The sequence below is a fragment of the Pseudomonas tremae genome (assembly GCF_023278125.1).
Lineage (GTDB): Bacteria > Pseudomonadota > Gammaproteobacteria > Pseudomonadales > Pseudomonadaceae > Aquipseudomonas > Aquipseudomonas tremae.
In genome coordinates, this window is record NZ_CP066270.1 from 5,356,325 (window position 1) to 5,380,025 (window position 23,701).

General features: G+C 52.9%; 9 protein-coding genes. 7 read left to right on the plus strand and 2 right to left on the minus strand.

The features are described 5' to 3' along the window. The first annotated feature begins 665 nt into the window (after window positions 1-665). Complete coding sequence (locus I9H09_RS24115) at window positions 666-1,244, plus strand: hypothetical protein (protein ID WP_236502601.1); 579 nt, start codon at window positions 666-668, stop codon at window positions 1,242-1,244. A 1,391-nt stretch (window positions 1,245-2,635) separates the two neighbouring features. Here the strand turns inward: I9H09_RS24115 and I9H09_RS24120 are convergent. Beyond that, window positions 2,636-4,843, minus strand: a complete 2,208-nt coding sequence (locus I9H09_RS24120) for a glycosyltransferase family 4 protein (RefSeq protein ID WP_236502602.1) — start codon at window positions 4,841-4,843, stop codon at window positions 2,636-2,638. Continuing rightward, entirely contained in the window at window positions 4,840-9,387 is a 4,548-nt protein-coding gene (locus I9H09_RS24125) for an ATP-binding protein (protein ID WP_248972589.1), read from the minus strand. The genes I9H09_RS24120 and I9H09_RS24125 overlap by 4 nt, the downstream gene beginning before the upstream one ends. Before the next feature lie 147 nt (window positions 9,388-9,534). Here I9H09_RS24125 and I9H09_RS24130 point away from each other — a divergent pair. The 6 genes from I9H09_RS24130 (at window position 9,535) to I9H09_RS24155 (ending at window position 23,226) form a co-directional block, all read left to right on the plus strand. Next, window positions 9,535-10,697 (plus strand): IS3 family transposase gene (locus I9H09_RS24130; RefSeq protein WP_122346372.1). Its coding sequence is split into 2 segments (ribosomal slippage): window positions 9,535-9,790 and window positions 9,790-10,697, totalling 1,164 coding nucleotides; the frame shifts between segments, so codons are not numbered across the junction. Window positions 10,698-10,799: 102 nt separating this feature from the next. Further along, window positions 10,800-11,450 carry a toll/interleukin-1 receptor domain-containing protein gene (locus I9H09_RS24135; protein WP_236502570.1) on the plus strand — a complete coding sequence of 217 codons (651 nt, stop codon included), beginning with the start codon at window positions 10,800-10,802 and terminating at the stop codon, window positions 11,448-11,450. Between the two features lie 84 nt (window positions 11,451-11,534). Then, window positions 11,535-11,795 carry a hypothetical protein gene (locus I9H09_RS24140; RefSeq protein ID WP_236502569.1) on the plus strand — a complete coding sequence of 87 codons (261 nt, stop codon included), beginning with the start codon at window positions 11,535-11,537 and terminating at the stop codon, window positions 11,793-11,795. Between the two features lie 695 nt (window positions 11,796-12,490). After that, a complete protein-coding gene (locus I9H09_RS24145; RefSeq protein WP_236502568.1) occupies window positions 12,491-14,194 on the plus strand; it encodes a ShlB/FhaC/HecB family hemolysin secretion/activation protein in 1,704 nt (567 codons plus the stop codon). 24 nt (window positions 14,195-14,218) lie between these two features. Then, a complete protein-coding gene (locus tag I9H09_RS24150; RefSeq protein ID WP_248972590.1) occupies window positions 14,219-22,891 on the plus strand; it encodes a two-partner secretion domain-containing protein in 8,673 nt (2,890 codons plus the stop codon). Further along, window positions 22,888-23,226, plus strand: coding sequence for a hypothetical protein (locus I9H09_RS24155; RefSeq protein WP_236502566.1), 339 nt, complete (start codon window positions 22,888-22,890; stop codon window positions 23,224-23,226). Before I9H09_RS24150 ends, I9H09_RS24155 begins: the two co-directional genes overlap by 4 nt. Window positions 23,227-23,701 lie beyond the last annotated feature (475 nt).

Genomic DNA, 23,701 nt, shown 5'->3' on the forward strand with positions numbered 1-23,701 from the left:
TACCGCTGAAACACGCATTGACACCACGGCACGGCTTGAGGAAATTTAGTCATCTGCCAGCTTACAGTACCCGATCTTCCGTCTAGCTACCACTGATACGCGTAAAGAGTCACCTCGCTAAACAGCTGTTCAGGGCGTTCAGCGTTACCGCACAATAGCCGCTAACCATTAGGAATGGGGGGATTGCCGTGAATTCAAATTCCGTAAGCTCGCCGAATATGGGAGCGTTAAGTTGTCAAAGGGGCTCGGAGTGGGGTCAAATGCGCTCGAGAGTTAGCTTATCGGTCGGCCATGACGTGATCTTTTCAGCTTGGCTACATAGCGACGGACTGCCAATGCACACGATCAGGAAAGCCTTAAAGCTATCGGATTTAATGTGACCTCGGCCACCATGGCGGGGCGCGTGGGAACTGGAGTTAAACTTGGACCTGCCTATCCCCCTTAACTTGATCGCGAAGGCGTTGTGTTGGATTAAACAGCGCGTGACAAAGACTCTACTGTACAAAACCTATGTGAGATCCCACATGAAGTGGAATTCCCGCCACCAGCTAGGATCACGGTGGCGGCCCCTTGGGGATCACCTTCAATACTCACTACGGCTAGCGCAACCTACAGATCCCCATCCCCAAGTTTCCCGTCTCGCACTAAAATCGACAGGCCAAACCTTGGCAAATGTGGATTTCTATTTCGAAGCGAGTGGCGCGGGAATTCGCTATCAGGAGCGGATCTCGGTGTGCGACGTCAACCAGACACCAATTATTTGGACCTTGACTAACGTACCGGTATTGAAATTTATCGGAGGCGAGCCGGACGGAATCGCATTTTCCGTAGAAAAGGTCCAGTTGCGTCAGTGCATTGTGAGAGTGTCGAACGGCGAAGTCTTACCCCCCTGTAATTCCATGCGTTCAGACCTCACCCAAAGCTGGCTTATGAGTGACAATTGGGCATATCAGTGGGGTCATTGGTGGAACTGCAACGCGATCAAATTCGCCAAGGGAGAGTTGGCCATGTACTGGCGTTGGTGGTTTGGCCACCCCCGAGATACGGTTTATACGCCTCTCACCAGACGGCGGCGCAATAAGCCGATACTGACATCGCTACTTAGGAGCTTGGGGGGCCTTATGGCGTTGCCGCCAATTGTCACCGTTCAGTTCTGGCTGGCGATTTGGTCGGGGCTGTGCGTGTTGGATAGGAACGACCGGCTGGCATTCAGGTGGCGCGCAAAACGGTCGGAAGACGTCTGATTGTTAGCGCTGATACAATTTTGAACTAGGTTGCTGATTTTGACTGACCTATATGCGGCCTCTGAAATTCAGCGCATACACTTCGTTCGCTGGGTATTTGCGTAGGTCAATGGATTCCGGAGGCTTGGGTCAAAATCGCATCAGCGGCAATAGCCCACCTACAAAAAGGCTGTATTGCAACGTCGATCGGGATCAATTGGCAGACGTTCTTGGCCGATTGTCGTATCCAGGATTTCTCGCTGTCACCGCAGAGAATCGACAGCTACAGTGAATTATTGAATCATGGTAAACGCCAAAATTAATTCGCCCAGACGTAGGAATGAGAGGTCGCTGCGCTCATAGGCAGTGGTCATACGGCAAGAAGGCATAGCATTGAACAGGGTTGACTGCAAAACTTGAATGCGTAGGTTGCACCTGAGCGACGCGAACAGTAATGCGAAAAGCTTGCCATCGAGTCGGTTTTTTTGCGAGCGTGGTCTATGCTATAGCGCTCACTCAGCGAGGAATCAAGGATGGCCCATGAGACGTAACTTTGAAGTCGCTAGATGCATTATTTTTTTTGCCCAAGAGTCATCTGACATTACAGGAATGACCTACCTGGATTTGGACAAATTCGCTGCACCCGCCGTACTTTCTGGGTACGACTGGTCTTAAGGAATGAGGTTGATGATGACTGGAGGTTTTCTGGTATGTGAAAGTGGAGGTACCAGCTCACGTGGTCTGGACACGATTTACTGGATGAGTTGAATAAAAAAATAAGAATATGAAAGAATGAGCTTCAAACCAAATAGTTATCACAAAATCTTTTAGCACATTTATAAGTAGTTCATTAATAGCTGAACGATATGTACTATTTGTTCCCGTGGAGATCCACCTCTGCAAAGGCGATACGGGATAAGCCCCAGCTCTCAAGGCTGGGGTTATTTCTTTATGTGTGCCAATACCATATGCATTTTTACAAGCGTATAGTACTGACACAGTTCATCTATATAAGTTGGGATGTATTGCCTAGGGTATTGCTTCAAACACAGTAGCACTTTTTATACGAATTAATTCCGAAAGTTTACACCAGATGTTCAAAGTCACTACCTGATGGCCGTTACTGTACTCCGATTCCTTTCTGGAGCCAACCACTCATGATAAGTTTCGACGTGAACGCTCAAAGAGCTTTAGCTATTGAAAGCCTCAAGTGCTCGTGGTTCATACACCGTCTTCATTAGGTGGGATTGTTTACAGTAGACTACTGTGCTCATGGGAGGGGGAAGTCATTCCCCTCTCAGGAGAACCGAGCAAAAGCACGTCAAATCTAGTAGATTTTACAATAGCGCTCATTAAAATTTTCATCTACAAAATTGACAATAACCAGACATTGAAGAAAGCTTCCCTAAGCATCAATTAAATGCCATTTTCATAGATGCAGTAAAACTTTCTACAGAATTCAGATTAAGATTTTTGATCCGAGCTAAAAGTGTAGCAGCATCATCATGCGCTTTTTCAAAGTCTCTAAGCTTCACAACTAACTGCTCCGATAATGACTTTACATCGTCCTCTCGAGGAGTGTCCATACTCCCAAGAACATCCACAGAACCAACATAGTTCTGAAGCCCTAGCTCAGTAAGATACTCATAAACTCCTGTATTTTGCGAGATTACTAATGGTATTCCGAGAGATATAGCTTCCCATCCTACCAAACCAAAGCCGTCATGGACAGATGGCATTACAATCAAGCTACTATCCATGATGTGTGTTAGCGTATCCAATCTGGAATTCCTAAAAGGAAGAAACTCAGTACTGACAAGCTTACCGGCACCGTCATTTATAAGTTTTTTGTAGTGCGCTTCATCCTGGGCATCGGCGCTGCCAATAAACCGGACCACTGGATCTCGCAATCTCAATTCTTTGATAGCTACACCGATGGCGCTCACTGCGAGCAAGCCTTGTTTCACTAGTTCTGAGCCCTGCCCGAGCCGTCCTACGTAGGTGATACACGGTATCCCCCTAGGAGAACGTGCTGGATGCAGGTTAAGTAAGTTGGGTATGTACTCATACACCTGTGCGCGGGATGTAGATATCCTCAAAAGAGCCTGAGCGTGTTTCGCCAGTTTTGGACCTACTGCGAATACGACATCAGCCTTAGCCAATAATCTACGCTGACCTTCAACTTTATGACTACTCTGCTCGGATGAGTTCATCATCGAGTAGTATGCCGCGTAAGACATGTGACAAAAAACTATCGACTTCGCACCAAATTCCATAGCTAGGTTACAACAAAAATCTCCGGTTATTAGGTCATGACCAAGCACAAATCTTATTTCACCTGCGTCCCGCAGTATTTCACGAGCCAAAGATACATCAAAGCCGAAGAATTGACTTCCGCCTTCAACCCTGATGTAACGAACATCAACACCGTCGGCTTCTTCAACAATATCGGCATTTGTTGGGACGAGACAGATAACCTCGTATTTCTGCTTTGTGTCATGAGTCAATGAAACACAAAAATCTAAATTGAAGGAGTTAATACCACCATGGAGTACACCCCAGCATGTAGCAGCTACGACAATGATTTCCTTTTTCGTCGCGGGCTCTGTCAAACCGGTACAATCGGCCTCGCTAGAAACTTTCGGACAACCGTCCGTACTAAGCGTCGAATCAAGTAGTATCTGCTGCGAAGCCGAATAGCCAACTAACTGTGAGCGAAGCTCCCCACCCTCAGTGAGGAGCATGTTTGACCATTCATGAAAGTCGATCCGAGCAAAAACTGTGGCCAACGACTCGTTGTTATACATTTTGGCGAGAGTGCGCGTAAATGATTTCTCACCACGAGCATCCAGCCATTTGAAGAATCGATAGCAGATATCAGCGGCACCATTATGTGCAACTTTAGTCAACTCATCTAAACCTTCACAATATTCAGCTTCGCGGATCAACCAATTCATTAAGTCAGGTATGCCTCCGCTTAGATCTAAGATTTTTAAAAAGAAAACTTTATTGAGCTTATGAGTGGCGACTGCAGCTTCTACTTCAGACTGTGTATATCCTGTTAACGTTAGCGTGCTGTGCCCTTGACCAAATTCAGATGCAAGAAAGTCATGTTTATTATTCTCGACCGCCCATCGACTCCGGAGAGTGCTGAGTTTGACCGGTAACTCGACGACAGTTCGTAATTTTAAATTGTGCTCCAAGTCACGCAATGCTGTGCCGACATCCCAAGTAAGCGTCCGCACAGCTTGGTGAAACGCCTCAATGATCAGTACCGGTATACGGCCGGAGTCATATACTGCCTTTAAAACCTTACGTAGATCGCCACCAATGTCATTACCTTCGCATTGGATAAGGCCAGTAGGGTCCCATTGCGCTACTACACCATTTATGAATGTCTGAGGGCTTTCAATCCGACCAGCCCGGAATCTTGCTATTGACAACAAACCGCTATCCACCCCGCTCTCTATGTGAAATTTCCGATCGCTCAAGAGATCGAAGAGAGAGGTAGCATCTGTAAGCGGTGGAGATACTAAAATCGTATTGCTACCATTGATCCAGGACCTTACAACGCGTCGCGCTAGAGCAACAGATGATTGAGGCATCAGAGAATTATTCATGCGCTGACCAACTGTTCAAGTTTGTCGTTTATGATTGCCCAAAGCGCTCCTGAACGATGGCGAATTGACTCGCCAAGCATTGGGATGCTGAACTCGATCGCAGCTAATTCCTTATGTCGTTTAAGATACCCCAGTTGGATCGCGCTTTCGACGCCAGAATTAATATCAGATTTTGAAAAATTATATCGACCAATTAATGGTGATCTTGGCGATCTAAGCTCGCCATTCATTAATGGACCGCCGGAAACAGGGCTCCTTATTTCTGCGGCGGAATATAAGACAGCCCGTATCAGCAGTTGATCCCTTTCGTCCCGAGTATAAAGAACTCTAAGCTCGTCCTCCCCTGGATCATCGAGACTGTCTAAAGCAGTTACTCCGGTTGACTTATCCAAGAGAGCTGCAAGACCTTGAATAACGTCCGAATGCATTAGGTATTTTTGCTGTGAAACTGCGTAAGTAGCTCCGGCGACTAATTTCATATAATAAGGTATACCTGCCGTTAGCTTAATTAAGAATTCTAAAGTCTTATCCGGGAGCTTATATTTTCCACGTAATACTGCAGGCTCCACAATCTCACGAGAACGCCTTTTCTGTAACTCGGTTTTTGCCCCAAACGGAATTAAATCAAAGTTTTGAATGCTATTATACAAAGCAGCTTGCGGATTTCTTACAAACATAGTTCGTGCAGGATTTGATCCTGAAAATACGATGCCGATTGTAGGCTGGGAAGAGATAATGTGGCGAAACTGCCACGTTAGTTCATTTGCCACATCTTTAGAGACTCCTCCCGACAACGTCATTTCGGCAAGTTTGTCAACTTCATCAATTAAGAAATATACGCGCGTAAGTCCCTCAGATCTAGAGATGATTTCTTTCGCCAAAGTCGTTAGAAATATATCTGCACCTGATGCAAACGGAAGTTGCTCACCGATTCGGGCGAAATCAAGAATGCCATTCCTCAGTTCTAAATTTTCATCATTGAACTGAGCACGTGACCAAACCCAGTGATTAAAATCTTTGACCGTGTGAAAGCCTTTGTCCATCGACAAGAAAATAATTGCATTATCACGACCGACTTTGTGCGAGTAGGCGTCCAAGATCCTAAACAACATTGTAGTTTTACCCGAACGCCGCGGGCTTGATATCCAGATGCTCCCGGCGCGTTCATGATCGAACAGGGCCGTCTCAATTCGCTTCTCGTCTTCATCTCGATGAACATATTCAAGGCCACGCATTTGAAATTTAGGGAAATCGCCAAATGCTTTGCTGAGCTGATCGGAGTTTGTGGGATGAAATGGAATAGCGGAATCCGCTTTTAAGCTTAAGTCGATATCGGAAATAACACGCTTTTCTTCAAGTGTTATGAATTCACATCGTACCCGGATCACTGTCGAACTCAGCTCCGGTATATTTATTATCAAGTTAACACGTTCTTCCCTCGTGCCAAAAAACGGACCAACAAATTTTATTTTGCTCCGACCATTCCCAAAAGTTATATTTCCGTCACCAGGTAGTTCAAGTTCTATGTCCAGTGGCGGATTAATTGACCTAGGCGTAATCGTGAGAATCCCAGTCCATTCTCTCCGACCAGACGCTTTCTCTAAAGGAGATGCAAATTCAATCTCAGCCGGCAATCCACTGTTTCGTGTTACTGACGCCAAGACCGCTTGTGTGAATATCACGAAAGGTTTGGATTGCGAAGCTCCGCGAATATTTTCAAGGCTCTCTCGACCTTGAGAGGAGTCTGACGAGCCTAATAACTGCGCATATGCTAATGCAACTCTTTTTTCAATATCTATAGGCGGTAGCGTGAAGCATAGCCCGATATGTTTGTATAGGCCGACTTTATACAGAAGAAGCATCAGCGATGCTCTAACCTCCGCTTGTTGCTTATCTCCAGTGAAGATATCCCAGAGAAGCTTCATCGCAATACCGGGAGGGAAAGCTGGAAGTTCTGGCCTACCGAATAACGCGACAGCTTCTTGGCGGGGGACGTCTGTCGAAATTTGTAAATTGCTAAGCTCGCGCACAGCCGTTCCGACTTGACTTCTAAAGTCATGCTTGCCCGTACCAACGTCAGTAATATCCTTATTTGCCCATCTCAGGATGATCGCTCCAATGGCATCAGTAATGACTGCGCTTCCTAACTTTCCTTTTTGGTTAAGTGCCCATTGGACGGGGCCAGCTTTCTCGCACGCAGTAATTAAACCCAGTGCGTATGAGGCTTCAATGTCTGCTAAAGCAGCAGGAATATTCAAAGTACATATCGCTGCTGCTAAAAAAGCGTCCCGTTCAGGTGAGTCAATTGTAATTGTTACCGAGGTGACGTCATGAATCGATGAAAGGCTGAGCGCTAAGCCGCTGGTCCAGTCTCTACACTCCATCGCATCATTATACCCCCCCATCGCTATGGATGGCTCAGGCGCATGACGGAGTAACCATGAATAAACCAGATCTCTATAGTCCCCCAACAGCCAGTGCTCCGCGGAAGTCAAATCTGATGGTGGACTTGTAATGAAATCGTCAAGCTTAATCGGGTTTAGAATATCGCCTGGCTGTGCGTCGACCATCTCCAGCTCTTCTATCAGACCAGAGAGATCAGCATCGATAGCAAACTTTTTAATAACAATTTTAAGTTCTTCCGCAGTGCTAACATCCTCAATCAGAGTCGCGCAGTCTAGCCATGATTCTATTAGTGACTGCCCTAGACTCAAGTCCTTTAGCAAGGAAGGCATCGCCTCTATAGCTTGCGATGCCAATAACTCCAAAAGTTTCTTATACTGAGCCTGAAGAACTTGTGGCCTTCTCAACTGGTCGGCAATAGGATTCAGCAAAGACTCCCAAACCTCCGCTAGGAACTGCGACTCGCTAGCATTTGGTAACGCTTCTGGCGCGGAAAGTCGCTTAACCTGCTCCAAAGCGCAATCAAATAGTCCAGACGACAAATTTCTAGTATCAGCGAATTTTCTTAGAACCTTAACATGGTGTCTTCTATTAGATGATGCTTCGATGAGAGCCTGATATCTCGTTGCTAAGACTGACGTTTCCTCACTTGGATCGACATCTGCTTCAAATGCACGGATACCCTCTATCAATTCTTCATGTTGCGCTAACAGCTTCGCCTCAACTTCAAGTCGGTGCAATAGCGCCTGAGCTGATTTGATTAGAATCCCACATTGCGTCCAATTTTTTGCTTCAAAAGCTAGCTCCATACTTCGAACTTGCATTGAGCTTTCGGTATTGAGGTCGAGTGACATGAGCCTTCTTTTGACGTCAGATATGCTCACAGCAAGCTTTATTGAGGACAAGTGAATTTCTTGCTCAAGAATTTTCTTTTCGTTCTCCGTTAAGAGATTAGGGAACGAATAGATCAGGTGTTCTTGGGCTTCTAGAGAGCCTGCAGCTTTGTAAAAATCAGATAGTATCTCGGGTGTATTACAACCGGCTAACTGAGCAAGATAATCTGTCCCTAATTTTCTCCACCCTATCGAAGCTCCTGAGAGTCGGTCTAGATATGACCTGGGCAGAGTGCAGTCTGCAAGTATTCCAGCTCCATGCCGAGCATCTTGAGAGTCAGTTCTAACTGCTACTATAGCATTTGTTTTATCATTCAAAACTTTGGCAATGTGATCGATCCAACGCTTTAAGCGAGCACGCTCGAATTCATAGTCAACGGTCGAAAGCACATCGTGAATAGGGTGCTCTACTCTGGAGTTTACATATTGCTCAACAGCGTTCAGTTCGCACCAATCTTTTATCTTTGCGAGTCTGCCTGCGACATATACCTTCGTTGCAGCCTCATACTGAGACTCGGAATAGACCGAGTGCTGCAAAGTTCTGAGCCAATGTAGATAACGGTCATCGATATCTATATCTTCAACGGCAGCAAGCAACTGCTTTGAACTTTCCGTGAGATCACCATCAATGACATAAGATTTTAACGGCTCAATGCAATCCTTGTAAGCCGTTTTCCATAACGCAGCGTAATTACCTTCACCATGCGGACGATAGGTTAGTAATATGTCCAGGTCATCCCAAGGGGAGGCATCACTGATTTGATCGTTCAATCCTCCAGCCAGTTGAATTTCGTTGCCAATTTCTCGCAACTCTTCTAGAACTCCAACGCCCTCATCTTCGGCGCTGCTTATGTATATTGCAGAAATTAATCGATCTAGGGGTGGACTACTGATGTCAGTAGGGTCTCTCATATACTGAGACAGCGGCCATAGTGACCAGTAATCAAAACTTTCTGGATCTTTTTGCAAAGCTGCAACTAGGAAGCCCAATACTTGGGCTAATAGAACGCTTGAGCATAGCTCTGTTGAGAACCTAGCAATTTCCTCTAGTTGTACGGGATCTAGAAATGACAATTTTCGCCCGACTTTGAGCCAGTCATCCGCATCGTTCTGTAGCTTCTCGACGATCAGTTCCTTTACTGAAGAGAATTGTAGAGAGAGTGCTCTTCTGCAGAATAGCCAGGTGAAATCATCGTCTACGTAGTTTTCCAAGCAATACGCTGCAATAGCGACCCAGTGTTCCTCCATGTGCGGATCGGTTGTCGCGTCCCACTCTATGCTCGGGGCAAAGGCTGTAACGTAATGTAATGATGAAAGCCACTCAATATGTTGTAGTGGTCTAATGATTCCGGACACTCATTTAGGCGAGAATATCGCCAGATATAGAGGTGTCTGATGACCAAGCAACGCCGTACCTTCTCCGCTGAATTCAAACGTGAGGCCGCAGGCCTCGTGCTCGATCAAGGTTATAGCCATGTCGAAGCTTCTCGCTCGCTTGGAGTGGTCGAGTCTGCGCTGCGTCGCTGGGTTAGCCAGCTCCAGCAGGAGCGCAATGGCGTGACGCCTCAGAGCAAAGCCCTGACGCCCGAGCAGCAGAAAATTCAGGAGCTGGAAGCGCGCATCGCTCGTCTTGAGCGGGAGAAATCCATTTTAAAAAAGGCTACCGCGCTCTTGATGTCGGAAGAACACGAGCGCTTGCGCTGATCGATCAGCTAGGTGCCCATGAGCCGATCGAATTGCTGTGCGAGATGTTCGAGACACCTCGCTCGTGCTACTACGACCATTGCCAGCGGCGTCGGGCTCCAGACACCGAGCGGGTTCGTTTACTCAGTCGAGTCAATGAGCTGTTCGGGCAAAGTCGAAGCGCTGCTGGCAGCCGCAGTATCGTTTCGGTATTGCAGGAAGATGGCGAGCAAATTGGCCGGTTCAAGGTACGTGGCCTGATGCGGGAACTGGGATTAATCAGCAAGCAACCTGGCTCTCATGCTTATAAAAAAGCAACAGTGGAGAGGCCTGACATTCCGAACATTTTGAATCGGCAGTTCGATGTACCCGCGCCCAATCAGGTTTGGTGTGGCGACATCACCTACATCTGGGCGCAAGGAAAATGGCATTACCTGGCGGTGGTTATGGATCTTTATGCGCGTCGGGTGGTGGGCTGGGCGTTTTCAAACAAACCGGACACGGACTTGGTCATCAAGGCGCTGGACATGGCTTATGAGCAACGCGGCAAGCCTCAGGGCCTGCTGTTTCACTCAGATCAGGGCTCCCAATATGGGAGCCGACAGTTTCGCCAGCGGCTTTGGCGATACCGCATGCGCCAGAGCATGAGTCGCCGAGGTAATTGCTACGACAACTCGCCGATGGAGCGTGTATTCCGCAGCTTGAAAACCGAGTGGATACCCGCCGTGGGCTACATGACGGCCCAAGAGGCACAGCGGGATATCAGTCATTATCTGATGCATCGCTACAACTGGGTTCGGCCACACCAGTTCAATAATGGACTGGCACCCGCTCAGTACGAGAAAAAACTTAACGTCGTGTCCGGGATCAGTTGACCACTACAGATAGCACCCTCTAGCGGCACATTGGCTTGCGACTGATGCAAGAACTTATGGCGTCACAGAGGCATGCTCACTTTAGCTTAAAGAGTATTGCACATGGCAACAGAAGAGACTCACGGCTCAATTTTCATTTCATACGCGTGGGGCAATGGTTTCAGTAACAAGGAATGGATCCGGCAGAGCATCCTGAGCAACCTCACATGGAAGTACGATGTTTTCTGGGATCGCGACAGCATCGCGATCGGTGAGTCGATAACTCGTAACATCAGCATTGCTCTCGAACCGCGGCCATTGATAGTCCTGTGTTTGTGCGATCAGGACTACCTGGAGGCAGCTCAGCGCATGGGGTCAGGCTTGTATGATGAATTGAGCATGCTGTCCAAGATCGCTGATGAGCCTGGTGTGAGGATAGTTCCGTTGATTTTGGAGCCGGGGTGCTCGAAGCATCTACCTGCGCCGTTGACTGGACGTGTTTATTTGGATCTCCAACCTTTACATGAAAAAAATATTGATATCGGAGCAACCATTCTCGGGGTAGCTGAAGGACGGACCCAGTCGCAACTGCAAAGTGGGATAGACAGGCGGGTAGCAGTTTTCAACCTGCGCAATCGCGCTTTGGACTACCTGATGCAGCGTCCTCTTGAGCTTTGGGGTAATGGTAGAACGAATGAGGTGACCGTTCGGCCGGAGGATGGAGCTTCTTTTTTACTAAAACCACCGCAATGGATGTGGCAGAGCAGCTATTAGAACTACTTTCTTAAGGACGAGTCCCCTAATTTTTGCCCTGCCAAAGGACGATGGTATTGGGATTACACCGAAAGCTCGTCAGAAATGCGTCCGTTGGCCACCGCCACGGCAGCGATGTTTTTCCCTCAGCTAACCGGTAAGGATGGACAGGAGCTGCTAAACGTGGTTGGCACACTCCTAGCGACGAAGTTTTTCAGGATGAACTATTCTCACGAGCCATTCGTTTTTAACGCGTCGGATCTGGTGAACGAGTTGATTCCCCATGCCGAAGGCTTCGGCATTTTAGAGCAGCTGTTGGATGCCGTAGAAGCTGTTGGCAAGGGCGCTACGCCCTGCAGTGAGTAGATGGACAAAAGGCAAGGTCTTTCATGGGACTCTTTTCAATATGGCTATTGATACTCTCCCTGATTTTATAACTTCAGCCTCACCAGACCAGTAGCGATGGTCCAGAGCTCATTGAGTTTAGTCGCGCGGTTTTGGCTCGATTTAGTTCTTTCGCTGTGATTCTATTTACGTGCCGTGTGGCATGACTACGACAAGGAACAGAAAATGTATAAAAGAGAGGCATTCGCGCTGGGTGCGGTGGGGCTCATGATGCTGTTCGGATCTATCTCATGCGCGAGTTTCACAGTCACTTTGGTCTTGCACACTTGGAGTATGGCCGTTGATCTCGGCGTGAGAGAGGTGCTCAGCTACATAATAACCACTAGCATTGTAGGCATCCTGTCCCTACTAGCATTGCCGGTGCTTTTTTTGACCGCTGCTGCTATGGCTATGGGACCGTGGATGGAGGATCGGGGTGACTAGCAGTACGCTTGCAAGATGAAGAGCAGGACGAGCTATTTACTAGCAACCGCATAAGTACTTAGAGGTCAGCGCCAAAATAGAAATTAATGGGAACTTTCTGAGATATGTGTGGTCTGTTTCACAATCGTCACACATGATGTCACTTTGCCTCTATCTGGCATGGCACTGAACGTCGTATTGACTAGTCTCGAACAGGCGTACCTCTCGCCACTAGCGCTTCTAATGGAATATTTATGCTTGCCTCTAAAAGGACATGGCTGGGTTTGTGTGCGCTGCTCTTGGCCACGGGAGCGTTTACGCCTGTTCAGGCTGCAACCCCCGGTGAACAGGATCTCATACGTGATCGCCAGGACCGCTTGCTCGAAGAGCAGCGTCGTCGCCTGGAAGAGCTAAAGGACCTACCCGGCAAGCAGACCACGCCGACAACACCCGCCACGCCCGCCGACACCCGCTGCTTCACTATCAATCGCATCGAACTCAAAGGCGCGGATTCCTTGTCGCCCGCTGAGCGCGATGCCCTGATCAAGCCGTTTCAGGGCAAATGCCTGGGCGTGGCCCAGCTCAATGAACTGCTGAAGGCCATCACCGACCATTACATCGACAAAGGTCTGGTGACCACTCGGGCCTATCTGCCGCAGCAGGATCTGTCCAAGGGTGACCTGCAGGTGCTGGTCATCGAAGGCAAACTAGAGAATCTGCGCAGTGACGCTGCTAGCGGCCTCTCGGATCGCGAACTGGCCATGGCCTTTCCGGGTAAAGAGGGCGAGTTACTCAATCTGCGGGAAATCGAGCAGATGGTTGATCAGCTCAACCGCCTGCCGTCCAATCAGGCGCAAATGGAGCTGACTCCGGGTCAGGCTGTTGGCGGTAGCGATGTTATGGTCAAAAATACCCCGCAGAAGCGTTGGCGTGCCAACCTCTCGCGCAATAACGAAGGCCAGCGCAGTACTGGCGAGCAGCAGTGGAACGTGGGTCTGGACTGGGACAGCCCGCTAGGTCTTGCCGATCAGTTGAGTCTGCGCGGCGGTCATGATGCGGTCAGCGACCACCAGCAAGCTTCGCACAACGGCCTTCTGTCATACAGCCTGCCGTGGGGCTGGTGGACTTTCAGCTATCTGTATAGCGAAACCGAATATCGCTCGCAGGCCGAAGCCGATGGCTTCAAGTTCAACCAGGATGGCGACAGCCAGAACCATCAGTTTCGTGCCGAGCGCGTGATCCACCGCGATTCGGTCAGCAAGACCTCGCTTAACGCCGGTCTCGCGTACCTGCGCACCAACAACTACGTCAAGGACAGCAAGCTGGCCTTGAGCAGCAACCGCATCACCGAAGCACAATTCGGCATCAACCACGGCCGACGAGTCGGGTCTGCGTTCGTCAACATCGACCTGGGCATGCAACAGGGCATCGGTTTGCTGGATGCACAAGGCAACCACGATCCAGGGCCGGGCGAAGCCGATGCTCGCTACCGCAAATACACCGGTACCATCAGCTACCTGCATCCGTTTCAGTTGTGGGGCGAGAACCTGGTCTTCACCAGCCTGGCCACCGGACAACGCAGCGAAGACGTGCTGTTCAGCCCGCAACGCCTGAGCCTTGGCGGTTCGTCGTCGGTGCGCGGCTACAAGGATGAATTTCTGTCCGGCGACAGCGGCGGCTACTGGCGCAACGAAATACGCCTGACGCGTCCGGTTGCGCTGGACTGGCTGCGCCCGGTGTTCACTGAATACGGCGCTGCCGCTGGCTACGATCAGGGGGTTATCCGCAATGATCGTTATAACGGCCAAAACCATGGTCGGTTGTCCAGCAACTCATTGGAATTGTTTACCCGCGGCCAGCACGTCGCTGCGTCCGTCACCTTTGCCCATTCCCTGGAACGTCCCGACGTGATCGAGCGCGAAGCGCCGATCTACTTCCGCATGGACTTTTTCCTTTAATAACGCTGCTCCGAGGTCGCCCACATGGACGCTCATCAACTGGCTCTGCTGGCACGTCAGCCCTCTGCTGCAGTAGCCGAGCGCACGCGATTTCTGGGCATTCCCAAGCGCCTGCTGGCGTTGCTGCTAGCCAACGTCATGTTCTGGCAGCCGATCTGGGCGCAGGCCGACGGGATAGCAGTCAGCGGTACCACCAATACGTCCGTAGGCCAGGCAGGCAACGGTGTGCCGGTCATCAACATTGCCGCTCCCAACGCGGCAGGGCTTTCGCATAACCAGTACCAGCAGTACAACGTCGACAGCAAGGGTGTGATTCTCAACAACGCCACCAATGCCATACAAGCCACACAGCTGGGCGGCAATATCCTTGGCAATAATCAGTTAGGCGGGCGCGCCGCAAGCACCATCCTCAATGAAGTAACTGGCGCCAATGCCAGCCAGCTCAATGGCTACACCGAGGTGGCCGGGCAGGCGGCAAGGGTGATCATTGCCAACCCGTATGGCGTCACCTGCAGCGGCTGCGGCTTTATCAACACGCCTCGTGTCACCCTTAGCACTGGCAAGCCGGTACTCGATGCGAATGGCAAACTCGACCATTTTGCCGTGGACGGCGGCAGCGTCACGATCGATGGCAAAGGCCTGGATGCAAGCGCAGTCGACCAATTCGATTTGATCACCCGTTCGGCGAAGATCAACGCCGATATCTACGCAAAACAACTCAACATCGTCACCGGTGCCAACGACGTCAACGCCGACACGCTGGCGACCACACAGCGTGCTGCCAATGCCGCCGACAAGCCGCAACTGGCCATTGATTCCTCTGCGCTTGGCGGTATGTACGCCAACGCGATCAAGCTGGTTGGCACCGAACAGGGTGTCGGCGTAAAGACGGCAGGCAATATGGCTGCCAGTGCCGGCGATATTCAGATAGACGCCAACGGTCACCTGAACATGGCGCAGGCCTCGGCGCAGGGTGCGCTGAACGTCAATGCACCTAGCGTCGAAATGACCGGCAAAACCTATGCGAGCAGCGTTAACGTGCGCACCGACGGCGAGCTGGTCAACCAGCAAAGCCTGGCGGCACGCGAGCGGGTCGAGATCAACGCGGGCAAAGTCACTAACGCGGGCACCATCGCTTCGGGCATCGAAGCGGACAACAGCCGCAACGCGACAGGGGACGTCACGATCAACGCGCCGGTGGTTGCCAACACCGGCAGCATCGAAGCCAGTCGCGCACTGACTATCAATGCGGCTCAGACCCTCAACAACCAGAGCGTGGTGCAAGGCGGCGCGGTCAACCTGACCAGCGGCCAGATCATTAATCAGGGATTGGCGGCACGTCTCGTCGGTGAACAGTCGCTGTTCATCTCGACCCCGGCCATCGTCAACCTGTCCGGCGTTATTCGTTTTGCTACCGGGCAGGCGGCCAGCCTGCAACTCGACAGCCTCGATAACCGCGAAGGCCTGATTCAGGCAACGGGCGGCAGCCTGGCGATCAGCGCGGGCGCACTGGACAACAGTGCCGGTCAGATCGACGCCGGTAGCCTTACGGTTGCGTCCACCACGCTCAACAACCGCTCCGGCTTGTTGTCAGCTCGTACGAGCGATGCACGTGTGACGGCGCGCAACACGCTGGATAACACCCGCGGCACCGTTCAGGCGCAGAACCTGTTGAGCGTCACCGGTGGCAATGTTCTTAACCAGAGCGGCAGCCTGCTGGGGACGAGCATCAACGTGACTGCGCCGGGCGCGCAAATCGACAACCGTAGCGGCCTGATTCAGGCATCTGGCGGCAGCCTGACGATCAGTGCGGATGCACTGAATAACAGTGCGGGTCAGATCGATGGCAATAGCCTTACCGTTGCGTCCACTTCGCTCAATAACCGCTCCGGCCTGCTGTCGGCCCGTGCGGGCGATGCACGGGTGACGGCGACCGGCACACTGGATAACACCGGCGGCACCGTTCAGGCGCAGAACCTGCTGAGCGTCACCGGTGGCAATGTTCTGAACCAGACTGGCCGCCTGCTGGCGGTCACCGGCAATCTCGACCTTAACGCGACAGGCTTGGATAACCGCAGCGGCAGCGTGCTGGGGGCCGGCGTCAACGTAAGCGCGCCGGGTGCGCAGATCGATAACCGTGGCGGCAAAATCGTCGGTGACCGCATCGACCTGAACGCCGCCGGTCTCGACAACCGCGAGCAAGGCCTGCTGGCAGCCGGCACGCAGGGCATGGCCCTGAGCTTTGCCCCGACGGCGAGCCAGGCTCAGTTGCTTAACAGCGGCGGCCAGATTCAGAGCGACGGCGGCCTGCTGCTCAGCGGCGCATGGCTGGACAACAGCGCCGGTACGTTGCTCGGCCAGAACGTGCTGATCGACGCACCACGGCTGATCAACGACAACAACGGCGCAGTGGTCAGCAGTGGCGGCGACGTGACTCTGAAAGTCAGCAACCTGCTGAGCAACATGACCGGCATCATCGATGCGGGCAGCAGCCTGGTCACGATCAGCGGTTCGTCTGACCTCAACAACCAGGGCGGCAGCATTCGTGGCAAACAGCTGAGCCTGCAAGCAACCACCCTGCGCAACGGCCAGCAAGGCCAACTGGTTGCGGGCAGCGGCGGGCTGATCTACACCGGCGGCACGCTGGATAACAACGGCGGGACGCTGCTCACCAGTGGCGGCACCACGCGGCTGGCGCTGGGCAGCGGCACCGTCAGCAACGTCGGCGGCACGATTCAGGGCGACACGGTAAACATCACCGCCGCTTCGCTGGACACCAGCAGCGATGGCAGCAAGGCGGGCATGGTCTCCAGTCTGGTCGACAGCCTGACCTTGAACGTGGACTCGCTGACCAGCAATGCGGGCAAACTCTTCGCCAAGACCTCGCTGGTATCGACTGGCACCACACTGTCGAACACCAACGGCGCCCAGCTCAGCGGCGACAGCGTCAACCTCACCGCCACCAACCTGGTCAACCGCGGCGGTCTGATCGAATCCAATACCACGCTGAATCTGCAAGGCGGCTCGCTGGACAACACCTCGGGGCAACTGCGCGCTTTGGGCAACGTGGTCAATAACAATGCTGGCATCAACAACACAGGCACCGGCGCACTGCGCGCCCTGACCACCGACACCAGCACTTTCGATTTTGCCGGCAGCATCATCAACCAGAGCGGCCGTATCGAAGTCGGCAACACCGACTTCGCCCTCAAGGCAAATGCTCTGGACAACCGCGCAGGCAGCATCGAGCACGCTAACACCGGCCTGCTGACACTGGACTTCAATCGCGTCTCCGGGACGGGTGGCAGCATTACCGCGCTGGGCAGCGGGGACTGGAATTTCGGCGCTGTCGACGGGCTGGGCAAGGTGCAGCTCAATAATGCACTGACCTACACCAGCGACTCACTGGCACTGCTGGCCGGTGACCGGCTGGCCAGCGGTACCGGTCTGACCCTCAACCTGAACAGCCTCAACAACGGTGGCGAACTGCTCAGCGATGGCGACCTGACGCTCAACCTGAACGGCGATCTGACCAACAGCGGCCGCCTGTCTGCGCAAAACCTGCTGACCATCACCGCCAACAACGTCAGCCAGAACGGTGGCCGCATTGGCGCGGGCAGCGACACGCGCCTGAAACTCAGCGGCACCCTCGACAACCTCGGCTATCTGACCGCTCGCCAGAACCTGCGCATCGACGCGGCACAGATCGACAACCGCGGCACATTGGGCGCACAGGGCGCCGTTAACCTCAATGCCAGCAACGCCATCACCAACAGCGCTGATTCATTGCTGTTCAGCGGCGGCGCCATGGCCTTGCGCACCGGCACGTTTAGCAACCTGTACGGCGACGTCTACAGTCGTGGTGATTTGAGCGTGGCCAATCTGGACGGCAGCGCAGCACAGCGTTTCAGCAACCTGTCCGGCACGGTGGAAAGCGAGGGCGCAATCACCATCAATGCCACCGCTGTGGAAAACGCCAAGGCCGAGTTCGAGCTGGGCCAGAAAATCGTCAGCGGCAGCCTGAACTGGCAGTGCGGCCAACATTGCGACGGCCATGACTCGTTCAAGCGCGGCGCAATTACCATTGAGCAGACCCTGCTCGAAACCGCCGTCAAGGATTCCCCGTCGGCCCGACTGGTGGCAGGCAAGGACCTGACCATTCAGGCTGACAACGTACAGAACCGTTACAGCCTGCTGGCCGCCAATGGCAACCTGAGCATCACCGCCAACGACTTGCTCAACCAGGGCGCCTCAGAGCGCACCGGGCAGAACAGCATCTCGATCGGCACACCGGGCCGGATCGACACCGGCTACTGGGATCAGATGGAGTTCGTCGACATCCCGGCCTTCAAAGCCGCTGTGGCTGCTGGCAACTTTGACTTGGCACGTTTTGAAGTGCTCAAGGCTCGTTCCTCCGATAGTCGCTTTGAAGAACAAAGCAATGTCACGGTCTGGACAGACAGCACGCAGCCCAAATACGCCGCCACGCTTCAAGCGGGTGGTACGGTCAACCTGAACGTCGCCCGCACTGTGCAGAACGGTTCGCTGCGCGCCAACAACACCCCGGAAATACTCACCGGAAAGCTGGGTGAGGATCAGACAGGCATCAAGGTCGGTGGCATCGACATCACCATCAACAAACAGGCCACCGACGCGAGCACTGCGACCGTGGCGTCGGTCAAGCCCGTCCAGCGCGTCGCCGCCGATGGCAGCGTGCAGACGGTCTTCACTCCGGTGGACTACAGCGGCATTCCGTTCGCCGCCGTGGACCCGACCGCAGGCGCAACCTTTCAGTTGCCCAAAGGCGATTACGGGCTATTCATTCGCAACCCTGACCCGACCAGTAACTACCTGATCGAAACCAACCCGAACCTGACCAACCTGTCGCAGTTCCTCGGTTCCGATTACATCCTCAGTCGCCTCAACATCAGCCCCGACAACAACTGGCGTCGTCTGGGTGACGGCCTGTACGAACAGCGCCTGATACGCGACGCAGTACTGGCACAAACAGGACAGCGCTTCCTCGCCGACGGCCTCACCAGCGATTACGACCAGTACCGCTATCTCATGGACAACGCGCTGGCCAGCAAAAGCGCCCTGAACCTCAGCCTAGGCGTCGCGCTGAACGCCGAACAGGTCAGCGCCCTGACCCACGACATCGTGTGGATGGAAAACCGTGTCGTTGACGGCCAGAAAGTCCTTGTGCCGGTGCTGTACCTGGCACAGGCCGACTCACGCAACTTGCGCGGCAGCAGCCTGATCCAGGGCCGCGACCTGAACCTGATCTCGGGCGGCGACCTGATCAACGTCGGCACCCTGCGCGCCAGTAACAACCTCAACGTCAGCAGCGGCGGCAGTATCTATCAGGGCGGGCTGGTCGACGCCGGCAACAACCTGCAGATGATCGCCCAGGACAGCATGCGCAACGCGATGGCTGGCGAGATTCGTGGTGGGCAAGTCAGCCTCACCGCCGTCAAAGGCGACATCCTCAACGACCGCACCGCCATCAAGGTGCGTGACGGCGCGGGTATGCGCACCGTAACCGACGCGGGCAGCACCATCACCGCTCGTGAAAACCTCGCCCTCAACGCTGGTCGGGACATCACCAACTACGGCGCCATGAGCGCCGGTGGCGACCTGTCGCTCAAGGCGGGCAACGACATCAACCTGCTGGCCAAAACCGACAGCAGCGAAAAGCACGAACTGTTTGATGGCGGGCACAAGTCGGTCATCACCACGGATGTGAAGAATCTGAGTTCAACCGTGACGGCGGACGGCGATCTTGGGATTGATGCGGGGCGCGATGTCAATGTTCTGGCCAGTAAGGCCAAGGCGGGCAACGACTTGAGGCTGGCTGCAGGTCAGGACATTAACGTCAGTTCGGCGGGCGATGTTTACAACATCGCGACCAAAACCAAGGACGGCAAAAAACGTATCACTGAAGCCAACGACCGCACCACCCAGCTTGCCAGCGAACTGACCGCAGGCAACAACGTGAGCGTCCAGGCTGGCCGCAACCCCACGCTTGTCGCCAGCAAGATCACCGCCGGCAACGAAGCGTACCTGTACAGCGGCAACACCCTCAGCCTGCTAGCCGCGCAGGACAGCACACACACCCTTTACGACATGAAGGCAAAGGGCAGCTTCGGGGCGAAAAAAGCCCAGCGCGATGAAGTCACCCAGACCACCAACGTCGGTACTGAAATCCGCACTGCTGGCAACCTCACACTGGCCAGCAACGGCGATCAGCTGTACCAGGTCGCCAAGCTGAAAAGCGGCCAGGACCTGACCCTGCAAAGCGGCGGGGCAGTGACCTTCGAAGGCGTGAAAGACCTGCACGACGAGAGCCATACCAAGAGCAAGAGCGACATGGCCTGGTTCTCGATGAAGGGCAAAGGCAACACCGACGAAACCCTGCGCCAGAGCGAACTGGTCGCCCAGGGCCAAACCGTGATCCAGGCCGTGAACGGGCTGAAGATCGACGTCAAACAGGTCAATCAACAAACCGTCAGCCAGACCATCGACACCATGGTCAAGGCCGACCCGCAACTGGCCTGGATCAAGGACGCCGAGAAGCGCGGGGATGTGGATTGGCGGCAGGTGAAAGAGCTTCACGACTCGTTCAAATACAGCCACTCGGGCATGGGCCAGGGAGCGATGCTGGCGGTGATCATCATCGTCACAGTTTTAACGGCAGGCGGGGCGAGTGCGCTGGCAGGAGGCGCAGCAGGTGCGACCGCAGGTTCGGGAAGCGCCATGGCGGCAGCAACCACCACTCAAGCTCTCGCAGCTGGCGCTTCTTATACAGCTGCCGGCTGGGGTAACGTAATGGCCACGGCAGCACTGACGTCCATGGCCAGCACCGGCGCGGTGAGCGTCATCAACAACAAGGGCAATCTGGGCACTGCTCTCAAGGATACCTTTGGCAGCGACAGCCTGAAGAACGCCACCATTGGCGCATTGACTGCCGGTGCGTTGAACTATGCCGACAGCACCTGGTTTCAGGGTGCAAGCCCGGCCAACGGAAATGGGGCGAAGGTCATCACAGGTGGGCCGGTACAAAATCCGGGCTACTCCAGCGAATGGCTCAGTTGGCAGAAAGCGCAGGATGCAGTCGTGCGCAGCGGCACGCATGCGGTTATCGAGAGCGGCATCTCCACGGCCATTAACGGCGGTAGCCTGAAAGACAATCTGGGCTCTGCGTTGGTGTCGCAAGGTTTTGACCTGGCAGCTGCCGTTGGCAACAAAAACCTAGGTGACTTTGCAGACTACATGGATCTGAGCCCAGGCTCGGCAGAGAAAATCTTTCTGCACGCCATGCTGGGCGGCGCACTGTCAGCCGCCCGTGGGGGAGACTTCAAAACCGGCGCAATTGCTGCCGGAGCGGCTGAGGGGCTGACGAGCGTCGCGACGGATAACCTCGGCAAGTACCTGGATACCCGTTTTGTGACGGACGATCAGTTCCGCGTCGCGACGGCCCAGATCGTCGGCATTGCGGCGGGCTCACTGGTGAACGGCGATCCGAATGATGCTGCGTGGGTGGCGGGGAATGTTGAGCGTTATAACGCTCAGTTGCATAAGCCTCAAACGACTGCACTGGAAAAACTGAGAACGCTCAATCCAGAGCTTTCAGATCGTCTGAATGATGCTGCGTGCGCATTGTCCCAGTGCGCGGCCTCTATTCCGGTCGATGATCCACGGTACGGTAACTTCAAAGAGCGTCAGGATCGCGGTGAAGGCTACAAAACCGAAATTGCAATGCTGCAGGCAACAGGAGAGTTCGGAGGTCGTAGCTGGACAGATCGCAGCGATGACTTCCTGAATGCCCACGGCAACGTTGTTCAAGCTGCGGATGCGAGCGTGGACACTGCCTCAGGCATTGTCGGTGGCATAGGCAGTTATGCTGGCATGATGGCTACTTCGCCGGTCTGTGTAGGCGTCTTGACCTGTGCTCTACCGGCTGGGTTAGGTGTGTTGGGCACCCAGCAACTGGTGGGCGCGTGGGACTCCGCAAGTCAGATCAATGCGGGCTTCATATCCGACCAGCCTGGGCGAGTAGAGGCTGCTTTTAACCTTGACACGTTCCCTGGCGAGTCGAGCATAACCAAAGACCTGGCGGCCAGCGCCGGTCAGTCCGTGCTCGAAATGAGCGTGTTTGGATTGGCAGGAAAGTATTTCAACAGCCTTTCTGCTGCGGATACGGTGGTGTTTCCGCGAGGCGGTGAGAGTGTTAGGGGGGCAACTGGAGAAATAGTTGACGCTCTAGACCCTGTACAAGCAGCACGCCAACGTCAGGCTGCTATGCTTGAAGAAAATAAAGGTTTCAATATGAGCCCGATTGGTTGGGATAAATATCCGACCATTGGCCGTAATGGAACCTATATTACCGATGGAGAGGCAATCTCCAGTATTACCGGACCTCTAAATATCGGTGGGGAAACGGTGATCACTAGATCACAGGCAGCCCAGCTTGAACAGGCAATGGGGTTGGAGCAGGGTTCTATGGCTAGTGGATTCAAGGTGCGTCAAGTAGACGGAATTACTGAAATGTCCCCGAATAGTCCCCTTCAAGGAAACGAGTACTTTCAAGGTGCAGGTCAGCATCTTCCAGGCGGTGCGCCGGAGATGGTTATCGATTCAATTCCTACGATTGATTCTGCGAAAGTGAAAACCATTACGACGGTGATAGTGAAATGAGTGTTGATGCAAGAGCCTTTGTTTCGGAAGGAGCATTATCTGAAATAGTAGTAAAAGTCATAGATGATAGCGTGATTGAATTTCTTTTAGGTATAGGTTTTGTCGCTGCACCATGTAAGGAGCAAAAAAAACTATCATTGACGGCGCCCGATCAAGACTTTAAGGCAAAGATATTCTCAATATTGAGAGATGAGGGGGTTTGCTTTTCCGCTGGTTCAGATTGGTGTCCTGCTGAAGTATTTGAGTTTTTGAGGGATCAAAAAATACTGACCGGGAATTATCGAAAAATAATATGGTATGGGCCGGGAAAGTTGAAAATACTCGAAGATTGTTAGTTGCAAGACTTTTGAGTTTTATTAGTTGCTGCAAAAGCAACAGGCGAAGTCGTGTGCTTCCGCACCTGTTGTTATTTCTGGTACTGCTGGGCAGGTGTTGTTCGTACAAATGCCGAAGACTGGTGAGCACCGAGTGATAACTGGGATGACCTTGGTATGGCCAAATCTTAAGTGCTGAAAATCGGGCCGCGATTGCTGAAGGAAAGACTCCGAAAGTTGCCGATGTTGCAGAATTGATCCAGCTGCCGAAATTTCGCTGACCCAAGCTTCTATTTCGCAAAGCGTTTGCAGGTCTGACTTCGGATTGAATAGTTATAGGGCAACACCAAGTCGGCAGCAAGGTCAATTCTGCTTCAGCGCTAACAGCTAACCCAAATCTAGGTGCTGGGAATTTTGATCAGATATTTGTTCCGAATTTTGAGAACATACTCGCCCCCTGTACTACATTCGTTTTAAAAATAAGTGAGTGTACGGT